The sequence below is a fragment of the Acidovorax sp. ACV01 genome, from assembly GCF_014851495.1.
GTDB lineage: Bacteria > Pseudomonadota > Gammaproteobacteria > Burkholderiales > Burkholderiaceae_C > Acidovorax > Acidovorax radicis.
The window spans coordinates 524016-538832 of the sequence record NZ_JACUZT010000002.1; the positions used below are offsets into that span (position 1 = coordinate 524016).

Sequence of the window (14817 nt, forward strand, 5' to 3'; positions counted from 1 at the left end):
TATCGGCTACCCTCGCGGTCGAGTCGGATAGAGGGATGTCAAAAATGAAATTCTTACAACGTGCCCTGGTGTTGTTTTCGGGGGCTTTGGTGTCGCTGGGCGCACACGCCTTGCAGATCACCAGCTTTTCACCGCAGGGCGAAGTGGCGCGCGTGCGGCAGGTGGTGGCCAAGTTCGATGCGGCGGCCGTCAACTTTGGCGACCCCAAGGCGCCCGCACCCATCAGCCTGAGCTGCAGCGACGCCGGTGCCACCAAGGGCACGGGCCGCTGGACGGGCGAACGCGAGTGGGTGTTCGACTTCGAACGCGACCTGCCCCCGGGCGTGCGCTGCACCGCCTCGGTCAAACCTGGGTTCAAGTCGGCTGCTGGCGCTGAACTGACGGGCGCTAAAGGCTATCAATTCAATAGCGGTGGTCCGTTCGTGCAGACTATCCGCCCCAACCCCTACGAGCAGATCGACGAAGAGCAGTTCTTCGTGCTGCAGTTCAACGGGCCCGCCACCATCGCCAGTGTTCAGGCCAATGTGTGGTGCACGGTGGAAGGCGTGGGCGAGCGCGTCCCGGTGCGTTTGATCGAGGGCGCGCAGCGCGCCGAAATATTGAAGACGCTGGGCCTGGAAAAAAGCGCAGCGCAAGACCCCTTGCAGTACGCCACGCTGGCCTGCAACCGGCGGTTCACCTCGGGCTCGCGCATGCAGATCGTGTTTGGCAAGGGCGTGGCCACACCCAGTGGCGTGCCCAACACGGTGGAAAAACGCTTTGACTTCAAGGTGCGCGAGCCGTTCTCGGCCGAGTTCAGTTGTGAGCGTGAGAACGCGCAGGCTGCCTGTTTGCCCATCCGCCCATTGCAGCTGTCCTTCAATGCGCCGGTGCCGCGCAGCCTGGCCACGGCCATCCGCCTCAAGTCGGCCAAGGAAACCCTGAAACCCCAGACGGATGGGGCCATCGAAGGCCAGAAGGGCGATGCACTGGTCAACAGCGTGCAGTTTGCTGCGCCTTTGGCCGAAAACACGGCCTTCACGCTGGAGCTTCCCAAGGATTTCAAGGATGCCTCGGGCCGCCCGCTGCGCAATGCGGAGAACTTCCCGCTGAAGGTGGCCACCGGCGGCATGCCGCCCCTGGCCAAGTTTGCAGCGGCGCCGTTTGGCATCGTCGAGCGTTTTGCCGAAGGCCCGCGCTCTGAAAAGCCCCCGGCATTGCTGCCCGTGACTCTGCGCAACGTGGAAGCCGCCCTGCGCGTGCAGGGACTGCAGCCGGGTGCGGCGGTGCCCACAGCGGCGCCTGGCAAGGTCAGCACGCTCAAGCCGCGCACCGATGCCGACATCATTGCCTGGTTCAAGAAAGTGCAGCGCTACGACAGCTACGTGGTGAACCGCAAGCAGGCACGCCAGGACGTGAATGGCCCGCTGCCCAAGGTGCTGGACGACGACAAGGAAACCGTGCAGTCGCGCATGGTGTCGCTGCTGTCCGGCAAGGGCGGCGTGAAGACGCTGGACCTTCCCAAGCCCGCGAGCAACGACCCACGCCCCTTCGAGGTGGTGGGGATTCCGCTGTCGCCCGGTTTCCACGTGGTGGAGATCGCCTCGCAAAAGCTGGGCACTTCGCTGCTGGACGAACGCCATGGCGACGCCCGCACGATGTATGTGCGCACCTCGGCCCTGGTGACCAACCTGGGCGTGCATTTCAAGCTCGGCCGCGAAAACGCGATGGCCTGGGTGACCACGCTGGACAAGGGCCAGCCCGTGCAGGGCGCTACGGTGCGCGTGTCCGACTGCAAGGGCAATGAGCTGGCCCATGCGCAGACCGATGCCCAGGGCGTGGCCCGCTTCGAAGGCCTTTCGTCAGAACCTTCCGGCTGCGGTGAGGGCGGCGATGGCGGCGAGTATGGCGAAGGTGGCAACGCCTATTTTGTGAGTGCGCGCCACAAGGATGACGGCGGTGTGGAGGACATGGCCTTCACCTGGAGCGACTGGCAGCGTGGCATCGAGCCCTGGCGCTTCAACGTGCCCACCAGCCGGGCTCCCGCGCCGGACGAACGCGCCCACACCATCTTCGACCGCACGCTGTTTCGCGCGGGCGAAACCGTGTCGATGAAGCACCTGCTGCGCGCCGAAACACGCCAGGGCTTTGCCCTGTCGGGATCGCGTCCCGACACGCTTGTCATCACCCATCTGGGCAGCGGCCAGCAGTTCACCCAGCCGCTGGCGTGGCGGGGCACGGCCACGGGCGGACTCAGCGCGCAAAGTACCTTTGCCATCCCGCCGGCCGCCAAGCTCGGGGTGTACCAGGTCGAGCTGGCAGGCAACGGCACGGTGAACGGCAGCCTTGCGTCGGGTCAGTTCCGGGTGGAGGAGTTCCGCCTGCCCGTGCTGGAGGGGCGCATCACCCCGGTCGAGAAGAAGGCCCTGGTGCGCGTGCGCTCGGTGCCTACCGAGGTGCAGATCAACTACGTGGCCGGTGGCGGGGCGGCGAACCTGCCGGTGCGTGTGTCGGCCATGGTGCGCGGCAAGACGCTGCAATACAGCGACTACGAGACCTTCCGTTTCACCCCGCCGCGCAAGCGCGAGCAGGGCAGTGCGGACAGCGCCAGCAGTGACGACGAGGAAGCCGCGGCCAGCCAGGATGCGCGCGTGATTGCCGACAAGCTGCCGTTGACGCTGAACAAGGACGGCGCAGGCAAGGTCACCGTCGACAACGTGCCCCAGGCCCGCCAGCCGCAGGAGCTGCTGCTGGAGGCCACCTATGCCGACCCCAATGGCGAGGTGCAGACCATCCGCAGTACGCAGGCCCTGTGGCCTGCCGGCGTGGTGGCGGGCATCAAGACTGAGGGCTGGGTGTCGGCCCGCCAGAAGATCCGCTTCCAGGCGCTGGCGCTGCAGCACAACGGCAAGCCTGCGCCCGACACCTCGCTGCAGGTGCAGGCCGTGGCGCGCATCACCACCACCACGCGCAAGCGCATGGTGGGGGGCTTCTACAGCTACGACAACCAGACCGAAACGAAAGACCTGGGCACGCTGTGCAGTGGCAAGAGCGATGCGCGTGGCCTGCTGCTGTGTGAATCCAAGCTCGACGAGCCTGGCGAGGTGGAACTGGTGGCGACGGCCACCGACAAGGACGGCAACACCAGCGTGGCCGCCTCGTCGGTGTGGGTCACACGCCAGGGCGAGCTGTGGTTTGGTGGCGAAGACCACGACCGCATCGACCTGCTGCCCGAGAAGAAGAGCTACCAGCCCGGCGAGACCGCCAAGTTCCAGGTGCGCATGCCGTTCCGTTTTGCCACGGCCCTGGTGGCGGTGGAGCGCGAAGGCATCATCGACACCCAGGTGGTGCAGCTCAACGGGCAGGACCCGACCGTGAGCCTGAAGGTGCAGCCCGGTTGGGGCCCGAACGTGTACGTGAGCGTGCTGGCCCTGCGCGGCCGCCTGCGCGAGGTGCCGTGGTACAGCTTCTTCACCTGGGGCTTCAAGGCGCCGGGCGAGTGGTGGACGTCGTTCTGGTACGAAGGCAAGGAGTACCAAGCGCCCACCGCATTGGTGGATTTGTCCAAGCCTGCGTTCCGTCTGGGCATGGCAGAGATCCGCGTGGGCACGCAGGCCCACCAGATCGACGTGAAGGTGACGGCCGACAAGGAGAGCTATGCCGTGCGCGGCAAGGCCCAGGTCACCATCACCGCCACGCTGCCCGGCGGCAAACCCGCCGCGAATGCCGAGGTGGCATTGGCCGCCGTGGACCAGGCCTTGCTGGAGCTGATGCCCAACAACAGCTGGAACCTGCTCGAAGCCATGCTGCAGCGGCGCAGCTGGGGCGTGGAGACGTCCACTGCGCAGATGGAAATCATCGGCCGCCGCCATTACGGCAAAAAGGCCGTGCCTGCCGGTGGTGGCGGTGGACGGGCGCAGACGCGTGAGCTGCTCGACACCCTGCTGTTGTGGGAGCCCGCGCTCAAGCTCGATGCCAACGGCCAGGCCAAGGTGACCGTGCCGCTCAACGACGCGCTCACCACCTTCAAGATCGTGGCGGTGGCCGATGCGGCCACAGGCCTGTTCGGCACCGGCAGCACCAGCATCCGCGCCACGCAGGATTTGCAGATCATCAGCGGCCTGCCCCCCCTGGTGCGCGAGGACGACCAGTTCCGCGCCCAGATCACGCTGCGCAACACCACCAAGACGGCGATGAAGGTCGAGGTGGCCCCCCGTGCCACGCTGCTCGACCTGAAGCCACAAACCATTGACATCCCGCCCGAAGAAGCGCGTGAAGTCGCCTGGAACGTGACAGCACCGGCGCAACTGTCGCAAACGCGCGCCGAATCCATCCTGTGGGAGATCGAGGCCAAGGACACGGTGGGCGGCGCGCGCGATGCGCTCAAGGCGCGCCAGCGCATCATCCCGGCCGTACCACTCACGGTGCAGCAGGCCACGCTGGTGCAGGTGGACGGCAGCTTCAACCTGGATGTGAACCCGCCAGCGGACGCCATCCCCGGCCGGGGCGGCCTCAAGATGTCGCTGCAGCCCAAGCTGGCCGAAGGCCTGCCGGGCGTGCGCGACTGGTGGGCCCGCTACCCCTTTGCCTGCCTGGAGCAAAAGACCAGCAAGGCCGTGGGCCTGCGCGACGGCGCGCTGTGGCAGACCGTGGTGGCGCAGCTGCCCACCTACCTCGACAGTGACGGACTGGCCAACTACTTCCCGCCGCGCGACGGCGACAGCAACCGGGGCAGCGACACGCTCACGGCCTATGTGCTGGCCGCCACGCACGAGGCGTCCAGCATCAACCCCGCGTTTGCACTGCCCGACGCCGCCCGCGCGCCCATGGAGCGTGGCCTGATCGCGTTTGTGGAAGGCCGCATCCAGCGCGAGTTCTGGAGCCCGCGCAAGGACCTGGACATGCGCAAGGTGGCCGCGCTGGAGGCGCTGTCGCGCTACGGCAAGGCCCAGGGCCGCATGGTCAGCAGCATCACCATCGCGCCCAACCAGTGGCCCACGCACACGGTGATCGACTGGGTCAACGTCTTGAAGCGCGTGGCCGATGTGCCCGAGCGCGACAAGCGCCTGGCCGAGGCCCAGCAGATCCTGCGCAGCCGCCTGTCGTTCCAGGGCACCAAGCTCATCTTCAGCACCGAACAGGACGACTACTGGTGGTGGCTGATGCAAAACGGCGACGTGAACACGGCACGCCTGATGCTGGCCGTGATGGACGACCCCACCTGGAAGGACGACATGGGCCGCCTGGCCAACGGCTTCATCAGCCGCCAGCAAGCGGGCGCCTGGCACACCACCACGGCCAACCTGTGGGGTGGGCTGGCGCTGGAGAAATTCAGCGCCAAGTTCGAGGCCGTGCCGGTGTCAGGCAGCACCAAGGCCACGATGTCTGGCAACAGTGCTACCGTGGACTGGAGCAAGGTCGAGCGCGTGAAGGCCAGTGACGCCACGGGTTCCGCGCACCAGACGACCTGGTTCGGAGCCCCCGCATCGCCCGGCAACCTCAAGAACAACGACATGTTCCTGGCCTGGGGCAAAGCGGGTGGCAAGGAAAGCCTGGCGGTGGCCCACCAAGGGCCGGGCAAGCCGTGGCTCACCCTGCAGTCCGTGGCCGCCATCCAGCTCAAGGCTCCGTTTGCCGCAGGCTATGCCATCAAGAAGACCGTCACGCCGGTGGAGCAGGCCAACAAGTCGCTGCCCGCAGGCCAGTACACACGCGGCGACGTGCTGCGCGTGACGCTGGAGGTGAACGCCAGCGCCGACATGACCTGGGTGGCCATCACCGACCCGATTCCGGGCGGCGCCACCATCCTGGGCAGCGGCCTGGGCCGTGACTCCGCCATTGCCACGCAGGGCGAGAAGCCCCGCAGCGGCAGCGGCTGGCCCGCGTTCGAGGAGCGCAGCTTCGAGGCCTTCCGCAGCTATTACGACTACCTGCCCAAGGGAACAGTCAAGATGGAATACACCGTGCGCCTGAACAACGTGGGCGACTTTGCCTTGCCGCCGAGCCGCGTCGAAGCCATGTATGCGCCCGAGATGTTTGGCGAAGTGCCCAATGCGCGCGTGAAGGTGGAACCGGCCCGGTAGACCGCAGAGACCACCATGCCCCACCGTCCCTTGAGCCAACCCCCAGTCCACACGCCATGAGTCTCAGTGTGTTTGTGGAACTGCGGTTCTGGGTGCTGGTGGTGTTCTCGCTGGTGCTGCCTGCGGGCATCTACGGGCTGCTGCTGGCGACCCGGTCCATCTCGCGCATGGCGGTGCTGGGCTTTGGCGTGGCGCTGGTGCTGATTGCGGGGGTGGACGTGTACCTGCTGCAATCGCTCGCGTCCCTGGCCAAGACCACCCCGTCGCTGGCGGACGATGCGATGTTCATCTCCGAGCTGTCCATCGCGCTCTATGTGCTGCCCGTGGTGTTTGGTGGCATTGGCGTCAACCTGATTTCGCACGTGCTGCTGCGCCACCTGAGCGAGGCCGAAACCCGGTTTGACCGGGAGCACTCCGATGGCTGAACGGCGGTGGGCCGTGCGCCGCTGGTGCGCTGGCTGGGCTTTGTGGGTGGCATGTGGGTCGGCCGCCTGGGCTATCCCCGCATTTGACGAGGTGCGTGCCGACTTCAAACCGTCCGACACCCTCGTCCTCTCGCGCGAGGGCGAGGTGCTGCAGCGCCTGCGCACCGATGCCACGGTGCGGCGCGGCCAGTGGGTGCTACTCGCCGACGTGTCGCCCGCGCTGCGCACCGCCCTGGTGCTCAGCGAGGACAAGCGGTTTTTTGAACACAGCGGGGTGGACTGGCGCGCTGCGTCGGCTGCAGCCTGGGGCAACCTGTGGAACCAGCGCACGCGCGGGGCCAGCACCATCACCATGCAGCTGGCAGGTTTGCTCGACGGCGACTGGCGCCAGGGCCCCGGCGGGCGCACCGTGGCGCAGAAGCTGGGCCAGACCGTGGCCGCGCAGGTGCTGGACCGGCGCTGGCGCAAGGACCAGATCCTGGAGGCCTACCTCAACCTCGTGCCGTTTCGCAGCGAGCTGGTGGGCATTGATGCGCTCTCCCGCACGCTGTTTGGCAAGGCCGCCCATGGCCTGGATGACCGCGAGGCGGCCGTGGCGGCGGCGCTGGTGCGCGCGCCCAATGCGCGGCCTGCGCTGGTGGCACAGCGGGCCTGTGGTGTGCTGCGCGACATGCAGCAGCGCCCCGGCAGCACCCAGCCGGCGGCGGCGCGCGTGGACTGCGATGCGCTGGACTTGTTCACCACCGCCGCGCTGCAGCGCCGTGCGTTTGATGCGAGCGAGGGCGTGGCCCCGCACTTTGCACGTTATCTGCTGCGCCAGCGGTCCAAGGACGCGGCGGTGCCTGAACGCCTGCCCAGCACGCTGCGTGCGCCGCTGCAGCGTTTTGCCGTGCAGAGCCTGCAGCAGCAGCTGCGCGAACTGCGCGGACGCAATGTGGAAGACGGCGCCGTGCTGGTGCTCGACAACGCCACGGGCGCGGTGCTCGCCTGGGTGGGGTCTTCGGGGCAGCTCAGCCAGGCCCGCGAGGTGGATGGTGTGCTGGCCCTGCGCCAGCCGGGCTCCACGCTGAAGCCGTTTTTGTATGCACAGGCCATCGAGCAGCGGCGGCTCACGGCGGCTTCCCTGGTGGATGACTCGCCCGCGCACATTGCCACCCCCGGGGGGTTGTACATCCCGCAGAACTACGACCGGCAGTTCAAGGGATGGGTGTCCGTGCGTACGGCGCTGGCCGCGTCGCTCAATGTGCCCGCGGTGCGCACCCTGGTCATGGTCTCGCCCGACGCGTTCCACCGGCAGCTGCGCGCGGTGGGCCTGCCGCTGCGTGAAAGCGGCGACTATTTTGGCTACAGCCTTGCGCTGGGCAGCCCGGAGGTGCCGCTGCTGCACCTGACCAACGCCTTTCGCACGCTCGCCAACGGCGGGCGGGCCAGTCCTGTTGCAGGCACGCTGGCCAACGGCGGGCGCGTCAGCGCCGTGGCGCTGGCCGATGCCAAGCCGCACTTCACGCCCGCCATCGACCCGCGTGCCGCGTTCATCGTGGGCGACATCCTCTCGGACGGCAATGCGCGTGCGCGCACCTTTGGCACCGACAGCGTGCTGGCCACGCGTTTCTGGACGGCCGTGAAAACCGGCACCAGCAAGGACATGCGCGACAACTGGGCCGTGGGCTGGTCCGAGCGCTACACCGTGGGCGTGTGGGTGGGCAACGCCAGCGGCGCTGCCATGCACGATGTCAGCGGCACCAGCGGCGCGGCGCCCATCTGGGCGGCGGTGATGGGGTTTTTGCATGCGCGCGAACCCAGTCGCGCCCCCAAGGCCCCCCTGGGCCTGGCCCGCGCCGCGGTGCGGTTTGGGCCTGCCGCGCCGCAGCCCGGAAGCCCGGGCGACCACCCGCCGCTGGAGGCTGCACGGGAAGAATGGTTTGTGCAGGGTACCCAGCAAGCGCTATTTGCTATTGATTCGGTAGCTAATAACCAATACGTATCAAGCGCTGGTGGCAAAAAAGATCCAAAAAATTCCGCACAAAGTGGCGTGACTTCCGTCGCTGGCCTGGCTGCGCGCATCACCGCACCAGCTCCCGGCACCATCATTGCACTCGACCCCGACATTCCCCCTACACGCCAGCGCCTGCAGTTCACCGCCACGGGCGACGGGCTGTGGTGGCGCATGGACGGCAAGCCGCTCGGGCGCGGCGCGCGGGTGGCCTGGCTGCCCTGGCCGGGGCGCCACGTGGTGCAGATCACCGATGCCGGGGGACAGGTGCTGGACGAGATCCGCATCGAGGTGCGCGGTGCGGGTGCCGTGGCCCCCGCACCCAGGGGCACTGCGCATTGACGCCGTGAAGTCCGAGGAATACGGTGTGGCTTGCCGCCGGGGCATGCTGCAGCGGGGCGCCTAGAATCGTTACAAGATATTTCTATGCCTTTTCTGCGCCAGTTCTTCTCCCACCGCCTGATCTGGCTTTCGCTGCTGCTCTCGCTGGGGATCGGTGCCATCTTTGCGCGCACGATCTGGAGCATCCGCAACGACGAATGGAGCTACGCCAGCCAGAACAATGCCAACCTGGTGCGCACTCTGGAGCAGGGGCTGAGCTGGACCCTGGATTCATTCGACCAGTCGCTGGAGGGGGTGACCCGGGAGGTCAGCCGCCCGGAAGTCTGGGCGCTGCCTGCGGATCTGCGCTCCCGCCTGGTGTTTGACAACTCGCTGCGCGCGCGCGCCGGGGGTGTGTGGGTGCTGGATGCAGACGGCCATGTCGTGCTGGATTCGAACTCCAATGCCCCAAGCAAGCTCAACTTTGCGGACCGCGACTACTTCACCGCGTTCAAGTCCGGTGGGCACAAAGGGTTGTTCATCGGGCGTCCCGTTCCCTCGCGCGTCACGGGGCTCAACATTCTTCCCCTGTCGCGCGCCTATTTTCATGCGGACGGCAGTTTTGCGGGCGTTGTGGTGGGGGCGGTTCGCCTGAGCGTTTTCAACGAACTGTTTGGGGCGCTGGAGCTGGGGCTCAACAGTGGCGTGAATCTGTTGCGCAGCGACGGCGTGATGATCACCAGGTTTCCCTATGGCGACGCCGATGTGGGCCGCAGCCTGGCGGGCACGCCCAACATGCTGCGGTTTCAGCAAGAGGGCTCGGGCTCGTTTGTGGGCACGTCGATCGTCGACGGTGTGGAGCGCCTGTATACGTTTCGCCCGGTGGGGCGCTACCCGCTCATCATCAATGTGGCGCAGTCCGCAGACTCCGTGCTGGCCAAGTGGACCCGCAGCGCCTGGGTGCTGGGCGGCTTCGCGCTGCTGCTGATGGTCAGTTGTGTGGGGCTGGCCACGCTGTTTGTGCGCGAACTCACGCTGCGCCAGCAGGTTTCGGCGCGCCTGCGCGAGGCCGAGCACAACACCCGCACCATTCTCGACAACATGCCCTCGATGATTGGCTACTGGGATGGCGACCTGCGCAACCGGTTTGCCAACCAGGCGTACTTTGAATGGTTTGGCGTGTTGCCGGAGCGCATGCCCGGCATGCTCCTGGCTGATCTGCTCGGCCCGGAGCTTTTCGCGCAGGACCAACCCTACCTTGACAGGGCACTGCAGGGCGAAGCGCAGTTGTTTGAGCGCACAGGGGTCGATGCACATGGGGTGGTGCGCCACACCATGGTCTCCTATGTGCCCGATGCCGAAGGTGGCAAGGTGCGGGGCATCTTTGTGCAGGTGACGGACATCTCCGAACGCAAGCGCATGGAGAACGAGCTGTTTGACGAGAAGGAGCGGGTGCGCCTCACGCTGCAGTCGATCGGCGACGCTGTGGTTTGCGCCGACGCCCGTGGCATCGTCACCTACCTCAACCCCGTGGCCGAACGCCTGACCGGCTGGCAGGCCTTTGATGCCGCAGGCCGCCGCATCGATGAGGTGGTGGTGCTGCGCAACCCCGACAACGACAGCGTGCTCGCCAGCTCGCTGCTGGCGGCGATCCAGAGTGGAAAAGTTGCTGGGTCGGTGCGCGGCGTGCTGGTGCACCGCACCAGCGGCCAGCGGTTCCAGGTGGACAAGACCTCCAGCCCCATCACCGACCGCCTGGGCGCCGTGACCGGCGCCGTGGCCGTGCTGCGCGATGTGACCGAATCGGTGGTCATGGCCGAACGCATGGCGCACCTGGCCCAGTACGACGCGCTGACCGACCTGCCCAACCGCGTGCTGCTGCAGGACCGCGCCCAGCTGGCCATTTCGCAGGCCCACCGCTATGGCAAGTGCCTGGCCGTGATGTACCTGGACCTGGATGGTTTCAAGGACGTGAACGACACCCTGGGCCACGATGTGGGCGACCTGCTGCTGGTGCAGTTTGCGCAGCGCCTGAAAACCGCCGTGCGCGCGTCGGACACCGTGTGCCGCCAGGGCGGCGACGAATTTGTGGTGCTGCTGCCAGGCCTGGACGGTGCCGAGGCCGCCTGCAACGTGGCGCGCAAGATGCTCGCGTCGTGCGATGTGCCTTTCGAGCTGGGAGGGCGCCTGTTGCAGGTCGGGCTCAGCGGGGGCATCGCGCTTTTTCCGCAGCATGGCGACACGTTCGATGCGCTTTCGCGCCATGCCGACAGCGCGATGTACGCCGCCAAGCGCGGCGGGCGCATGCGCTTCATGCTCCACCGGGGGCCGGACGCCGATCCCGAGGTGGTGTTGGCCCCAGAGGCTGCAGGCCAGGGTCAGTAAGCACAGTTGCCTGTGTGGTGCTGATGTGCTATTTAATTAATAGCTGGTTGCGCATGTCTGATAAGCGCCAGGGCAGATTTTTGTCTGAAAATCTGCCCGCAGCGCCGTCCCGGTGCCGCGCCGTCTTGGAAATTTGTTGCAGCCCTGCGCAAATAATTTTGATGGCCCACCCGCAGGCAAGTGCCTACCATTCGGCGCAGTCCTGTCTGCCCTCTGTGCAACCCCTTTCTGGAGTGTCCGCGTGCCCGATCTGTCCAAAATCACCTGCATCGAAGACCTGCGTGCCGTCGCCCAGCGCCGTGTGCCGCGCATGTTTTATGACTACGCCGATTCGGGCTCGTACACCGAGGGCACCTACCGCGCCAACGAAAGCGACTTCCAGCGCATCAAGCTGCGCCAGCGCGTGGCCGTGAACATGGAAGGCCGCAGCACCCGCACCACCATGGTCGGGCAAGACGTGGCCATGCCCGTGGCCATCGCGCCCACCGGCCTCACGGGCATGCAGCATGCCGACGGAGAGATTCTGGGTGCCAAGGCCGCCAAGGCGTTTGGCATCCCCTTCACACTCTCGACCATGAGCATCTGCTCCATCGAGGACATTGCCGAGCACACGGGCCGCCATCCGTTCTGGTTCCAGGTGTATGTGATGCGCGACCGCGACTTCATCAATCGCCTGATCGACCGCGCCAAGGCCGCCAACTGCTCGGCCCTGCAGCTCACGCTGGATCTGCAGATCCTGGGCCAGCGCCACAAGGACATCAAGAACGGCCTGTCCGCGCCGCCCCGGCCCACACTGGCCAACCTCATCAACCTGGCCACCAAGCCCCGCTGGTGCCTGGGCATGCTGGGCACCCCGCGCCGCTCGTTCGGCAACATCGTGGGCCATGCCAAGGGCGTGGGCGACCTGTCCTCGCTCTCGTCGTGGACGGCCGAGCAGTTCGACCCGCAGCTCAACTGGGGCGATGTCGAATGGATCAAGAAGCGGTGGGGCGGCAAGCTGATTCTCAAGGGCATCATGGACGCCGAAGACGCCCGCCTGGCGGTGGACAGCGGCGCCGATGCGCTCATCGTCAGCAACCACGGTGGCCGCCAGCTCGATGGTGCGCCGTCCTCCATCGCCGCGCTGCCGGGCATTGCCGCGGCGGCAGGCAAGGACATCGAAGTGTGGATGGACGGCGGCATCCGCAGCGGGCAAGACGTGCTCAAGGCCCGCGCGCTGGGCGCGCAGGGCACGCTGATCGGCCGCAGCTTTCTGTACGGCCTGGGCGCCTACGGAGAGGCGGGCGTGACGCGCGCGCTGCAGATCATCCAGAAAGAGCTGGACATCACCATGGCGTTCTGCGGCCACACCAACATCAACACCGTGGACCAGTCCATCCTGCTGCCCGGCACCTATCCCACCGCGTGAACGCTCAACGAGCGCCCGCCGGCGGCGCGTATTTGAGCGTGGCGAGATAAGCGACCACGTCTTCGCGCTCACGTTCGTCGTCCAGCTGGTAGTCCATGCCCTGGCCGGGGATCAGTGCCTCGGGGTTGGTCAGCCAGGCCTTCAGCGTGGCGCGCGTCCACAGAATCTTGCTGCTGCGCAGCGCGGGCGAATAGTCAAAGTCTTTCAAGGCCCCCGCACGGCGGCCCACCACGCCCACGTGCGCGGGGCCGTCGCCATGCAGGGCCACGCTGTGGCAGCTGCTGCAATGCGCTGCATAGACGGCACGGCCGCGCTCCACCGACTGGGCCGCGCCAGGGCTGTGCGCGGCCGACAGCAGGGCTGCCACCACACTGGCAAGACGTAGGGAGGGCAGCGGGGCGAGGTGTTTCATGGATGATTTCAGCGTGCGATGGGTTTTGGTGGGCCGTGTGGCGGGGTGCCCGCAGTAGCCCCCGCAATACGGACGGACTTGCCGGCCGGATTCAAAGCGCGCTCCACGTTCGGGGCGTGTTCCCCGCTGCCGGGGTAGCCCGGGCGGGGCGCGGGTGCCGGAAAACACGGTTTTTTGCCCGCAGCTGCATCCAGATGGCCCGCTGTGGCGTATTCACCCACAGCAAACCCCTGCAATCCCGTGAAAACCGGCCAATCCCAGAGAATGGGCGCATGAGCACCCCCCAACCAGACCGTGAACTGATGGACCTCCTCGACCGCATCGCTGCGCAGGATGACTCCGCGCTCAAAAGGCTGTACGAGCGCACCTCGTCACCGCTTTTTGGCCTGGCCCTGCGCATAGTTCGCAACCGCGATGTGGCGGAGGACGTGCTGCAGGAAGCTTTTTTGAGCATCTGGCGCGGCGCCAGCAACTACCGTGCATCGCTCAGCCCGCCGATGGCGTGGATGGGGCTCATCGTGCGCAGCCGTGCGCTGGATGCGCTGCGCAAGCGCACCAGCGACCGGGCGGACCTCATGAACGAGCTGGACGACGAGCTGGCCCAGACGCTGGAGGGCGATTCGCCCAACCCCATGGATGCCGCCGACGCCAGCGAGCAGTCGTTTGCGCTGCACCATTGCCTGGGCAAGCTCGACCACAAACAGCGCGAGGTGGTCAGCCTGGCCTACCTGCGTGACCAAAGCCACGGCGAGCTGGCCGAGCAGCTCAAGCTCCCGCTGGGCACGGTCAAGACCTGGATTCGCCGGGGGCTGGAGCAACTGCGCACCTGCATGGCGCGGTACGCCTGAGCACGGAAGGTCCACCATGAACATCACCCAACACCCCGACCTGCTCGACCGCCTGGCTGCCAGCTATGCCCTGGGCACGCTGCGCGGCGGCGCCCGCCGCCGTTTTGAAACCCTGGCCCGCGAGCACGCCACCGTGCGCGCCGCCGCCCTGGTGTGGCAGACCCGCTGGTCGGGCCTGACCGAGCTGCAAGCTGCGGTAGACCCCGCCCCCGCCGTCTGGACACGCATCGACAACCTCGTGCAGGCCGACCGGTCTGCGGCGGCCTTGAGGGCTTCGCGGGCCGCCGAATCGGCCGCAGCCCACGGCGGCTGGTGGCGCAACCTGTTGGTATGGCGCGGCGCCGCAGCCGCGGGTGCCATCGCCACGCTGGCGGCCGTGGTGGTGGGCGTGCAGGTCAATGGCGGCCTGCGCACCACCGCCGGTGCGCAGATTGCCGCACTGCAGCAGCAGCTGCAGGCCACCCCCCAGATCCAGTACGTGGCCGTGCTGGCCGACGACAAGGCGGATGCCTCGATGCTGGTCACCTTCGACCCCAAGAACAACCAGCTCGTGCTGCAGAGGGTGGGCGGTTTCCAGGAGGGCGCAGACAAGTCGCTGCAGCTGTGGGCGCTGCCGCCTGCGGGGGGGCCGCGTTCGCTCGGTGTGCTGGGTCAGGACAAGCTGCTCAAGCTCGTGGCCCGGGAGGGCGACGTGAAAGAGGTGCCCACGCTGGCCATCAGCCTGGAGCCGCTGGGCGGCGTGCCGAGCGCTACAGGCCCCACGGGGCCGGTGCTGTTCAAGGGTGAGCTGATTCAGCGAATGCTTTGAACGCCTGTTCTCCGCCCAAGGCCTGGCCGGGCAGCGGCCGGCAGGTTGCGGCAGCAAGGGCGATCAACTATTTTTGTCGTTTTTGAATCCATTGCGCGGCGCAGGGCGTATGTAAAAGGCAACATCTTCTTACAACTGCTTTTCACTGGAGACCG

Annotated in this window: 8 protein-coding genes; 7 read left to right on the forward strand and 1 reads right to left on the reverse strand. The window is 66.9% G+C overall.

Annotated elements, in window-relative coordinates:
- Nucleotides 1-44 precede the first annotated feature (44 nt).
- The 5 genes from IB243_RS06935 to IB243_RS06955 all read left to right on the forward strand — a co-directional run bounded on the left by IB243_RS06935 (nt 45) and on the right by IB243_RS06955 (nt 12594).
- On the forward strand, nt 45-6062 hold the full coding sequence (locus IB243_RS06935; protein ID WP_192425924.1) for an MG2 domain-containing protein: 6018 nt from the start codon (nt 45-47) through the stop codon (nt 6060-6062).
- A gap of 56 nt (nt 6063-6118) precedes the next feature.
- Nucleotides 6119-6487 (forward strand): hypothetical protein, encoded by a 369-nt coding sequence (locus IB243_RS06940; protein WP_192425926.1) that lies wholly within the window; start codon nt 6119-6121, stop codon nt 6485-6487.
- Nucleotides 6480-8822, forward strand: a complete 2343-nt coding sequence (pbpC, locus tag IB243_RS06945) for a penicillin-binding protein 1C (RefSeq protein ID WP_225584785.1) — start codon at nt 6480-6482, stop codon at nt 8820-8822. The genes IB243_RS06940 and pbpC overlap by 8 nt, the downstream gene beginning before the upstream one ends.
- 84 nt (nt 8823-8906) lie before the next feature.
- Nucleotides 8907-11186 carry a diguanylate cyclase domain-containing protein gene (locus tag IB243_RS06950; RefSeq protein WP_192425928.1) on the forward strand — a complete coding sequence of 760 codons (2280 nt, stop codon included), beginning with the start codon at nt 8907-8909 and terminating at the stop codon, nt 11184-11186.
- A gap of 241 nt (nt 11187-11427) precedes the next feature.
- Complete coding sequence (locus IB243_RS06955) at nt 11428-12594, forward strand: alpha-hydroxy acid oxidase (RefSeq protein ID WP_010463628.1); 1167 nt, start codon at nt 11428-11430, stop codon at nt 12592-12594.
- Nucleotides 12595-12598: 4 nt separating this feature from the next.
- Here IB243_RS06955 and IB243_RS06960 read toward each other — a convergent pair whose 3' ends face one another.
- Complete coding sequence (locus IB243_RS06960) at nt 12599-13006, reverse strand: c-type cytochrome (protein ID WP_192425930.1); 408 nt, start codon at nt 13004-13006, stop codon at nt 12599-12601.
- Nucleotides 13007-13278: 272 nt separating this feature from the next.
- Here IB243_RS06960 and IB243_RS06965 point away from each other — a divergent pair, with 272 nt between their 5' ends.
- Nucleotides 13279-13854 (forward strand): RNA polymerase sigma factor, encoded by a 576-nt coding sequence (locus tag IB243_RS06965; protein ID WP_010463632.1) that lies wholly within the window; start codon nt 13279-13281, stop codon nt 13852-13854.
- Between the two features lie 16 nt (nt 13855-13870).
- Nucleotides 13871-14662, forward strand: a complete 792-nt coding sequence (locus IB243_RS06970) for an anti-sigma factor domain-containing protein (RefSeq protein ID WP_192425932.1) — start codon at nt 13871-13873, stop codon at nt 14660-14662.
- Nucleotides 14663-14817: the final 155 nt, after the last annotated feature.

What these genes read in the sequence shown, in the direction of transcription:
- IB243_RS06935 (WP_192425924.1), top strand. Translation starts at nt 45, where the DNA reads ATGAAATTCTTACAACGTGCCCTGGTGTTGTTTTCGGGGGCTTTGGTG.
- IB243_RS06940 (WP_192425926.1), top strand. Translation starts at nt 6,119, where the DNA reads ATGAGTCTCAGTGTGTTTGTGGAACTGCGGTTCTGGGTGCTGGTGGTG.
- pbpC (WP_225584785.1), top strand. Translation starts at nt 6,480, where the DNA reads ATGGCTGAACGGCGGTGGGCCGTGCGCCGCTGGTGCGCTGGCTGGGCT.
- IB243_RS06950 (WP_192425928.1), top strand. Translation starts at nt 8,907, where the DNA reads ATGCCTTTTCTGCGCCAGTTCTTCTCCCACCGCCTGATCTGGCTTTCG.
- IB243_RS06960 (WP_192425930.1), bottom strand. Translation starts at nt 13,006, where the DNA reads ATGAAACACCTCGCCCCGCTGCCCTCCCTACGTCTTGCCAGTGTGGTG.
- IB243_RS06965 (WP_010463632.1), top strand. Translation starts at nt 13,279, where the DNA reads ATGAGCACCCCCCAACCAGACCGTGAACTGATGGACCTCCTCGACCGC.
- IB243_RS06970 (WP_192425932.1), top strand. Translation starts at nt 13,871, where the DNA reads ATGAACATCACCCAACACCCCGACCTGCTCGACCGCCTGGCTGCCAGC.